The following is a 1889-nucleotide window of genomic DNA, read 5'->3' as shown; positions in this document are numbered from 1 at the left end:
GCCGGCGCGGTGAGTCGGCCGAGAGCTACGCCGAGGGCGGCGAGCACGAGGACACCGACACCGAGCGGGCCTCCGCCGAGCAGGCCGCCCAGGACGCCGAGGACACCGCCGAGCAGGCCGACGAGGACGCCGAGGACCGCGACGACTCCGGCGGCTCCAGCAGCAGCCGGCGCCGTCGCCGCCGTCGCCGCCGGGCCGGTGACAGCGGCGGCGAGAGCGAGTCCACGACCGACGACCCCGAGCGCACCGTCGTCAAGGTGCGCGAACCGCGCAAGGCCGCCGAGCCGCCGGACGAGGTGCAGTCCATCAAGGGCTCCACGCGTCTGGAGGCGAAGAAGCAGCGCCGCCGCGAGGGCCGCGAGCAGGGCCGCCGCCGCGTGCCGATCATCACCGAGGCCGAGTTCCTGGCCCGCCGTGAGGCCGTCGAGCGCGTGATGGTCGTCCGTCAGTACGGCGACCGTACGCAGATCGGCGTCCTGGAGGACGGCGTGCTCGTCGAGCACTACGTCAACAAGGAGCAGGCGACCTCGTACGTCGGGAACGTCTACCTCGGCAAGGTGCAGAACGTGCTGCCGTCGATGGAGGCCGCCTTCATCGACATCGGCAAGGGCCGCAACGCCGTGCTCTACGCCGGCGAGGTCAACTTCGAGGCGCTCGGCATGTCCGGCGGTCCGCGCCGTATCGAGTCCGCGCTGAAGTCCGGCCAGTCGGTCCTGGTCCAGGTGACCAAGGACCCGATCGGCCACAAGGGCGCCCGCCTCACCAGCCAGGTCTCCCTCCCGGGCCGTTACCTCGTGTACGTCCCCGAGGGCTCGATGACCGGCATCAGCCGCAAGCTGCCCGACACCGAGCGGGCGCGGCTGAAGACCATCCTCAAGAAGATCGTTCCCGAGGACGCGGGCGTCATCGTGCGCACCGCCGCCGAGGGGGCGAGCGAGGACGAGTTGCGCCGCGACGTCGAGCGCCTCCAGGCGCAGTGGGAGGAGATCAAGAAGAAGTCCAAGAACGGCGGCAGCGCGCCGACGCTGCTGTACGGCGAGCCGGACATGACCGTCCGGGTCGTGCGGGACATCTTCAACGAGGACTTCACCAAGGTCGTCGTCAGCGGTGACGAGGCCTGGGAGACCATCCACGGCTACGTGTCGCACGTGGCGCCGGACCTGGCCGAGCGGCTGTCCCGGTGGACCAGCGAGGTCGACGTCTTCGCCACGTACCGGATCGACGAGCAGCTCGCCAAGGCGCTGGACCGCAAGGTGTGGCTGCCGAGCGGCGGTTCGCTGGTGATCGACCGGACCGAGGCGATGATCGTCGTCGACGTCAACACCGGCAAGTTCACCGGACAGGGCGGCAACCTCGAGGAGACCGTCACCAGGAACAACCTGGAGGCGGCCGAGGAGATCGTGCGCCAGCTGAGGCTGCGCGACCTCGGCGGCATCATCGTCATCGACTTCATCGACATGGTGCTGGAGTCCAACCGGGACCTGGTGCTGCGGCGTCTGCTCGAGTGCCTGGGCCGGGACCGTACGAAGCACCAGGTCGCCGAGGTGACCTCGCTGGGCCTGGTCCAGATGACCCGCAAGCGGGTCGGCCAGGGTCTGCTGGAGTCGTTCTCGGAGACCTGCGTCCACTGCAACGGGCGCGGTGTCATCGTGCACCTGGACCAGCCGGCCGCGGCCGGTGGCGGTGGCAAGCGCAGGAAGCGGGCACGGGCCGGCGCGGCGGAGCAGCCGCACGAGCACGAGATTGCCGGGATCACCGAGACGGCCGAGCAGGAGGCGGAGGCGGAGTCGGTGGACGAGGTCGCCGCCGAGGCCGCCGAGCCGGTGGCCCTCCCGGCTCCCGAGTTCACGCCGGACGAGGAGCTGTACAGCAGCGCCGCCGAGGCGGAG

At 70.8% G+C, this 1889-nt stretch carries 1 protein-coding gene; it reads left to right on the top strand.

What is annotated here, in order from left to right; all coding sequences use genetic code 11:
- Window positions 1-1889: Rne/Rng family ribonuclease (locus tag B9S61_RS04545; protein ID WP_181007239.1), on the top strand; the 1889-nt coding region annotated here is incomplete at both ends.

Origin of the sequence: Streptomyces sp. SM1 (assembly GCF_002910825.1) — a bacterium.
GTDB lineage: Bacteria > Actinomycetota > Actinomycetes > Streptomycetales > Streptomycetaceae > Streptomyces > Streptomyces okerensis.
The sequence above is the reverse complement of the archived record's forward strand: the minus strand, read 5'-3'. Positions and strand labels throughout refer to the sequence as shown.